General features: G+C 43.4%; 1 protein-coding gene. It reads left to right on the plus strand.

The genetic code is table 11. The annotated features are described in order from the left end of the window. Positions 1-221: molybdopterin dinucleotide binding domain-containing protein (locus CHH91_RS19515; protein ID WP_141234271.1), on the plus strand; the 221-nt coding region annotated here is incomplete at both ends.

Genomic DNA, 221 nt, shown 5'->3' on the forward strand with positions numbered 1-221 from the left:
ATCCTGTTACATGGACGAAACCGCTTGAATTCGGGGATGAATATGACATTCACGTTAACAATGGAAGGTTGCTTGAACATTTCCATGAAGGCAATCTGACGTATAAATCGAAAGCGATCAGCGGAAAAACGCCAGAAGTATTTTTAGAAGTATCGAAGGAACTTGCTAAAGACCGGGGCATTACGGACGGAACAAAAGTACGGCTTACATCGCCATATGGC

Origin of the sequence: Virgibacillus sp. 7505, assembly GCF_002272135.1 — a bacterium.
Classification (GTDB): Bacteria; Bacillota; Bacilli; order Bacillales; family Amphibacillaceae; genus Terribacillus.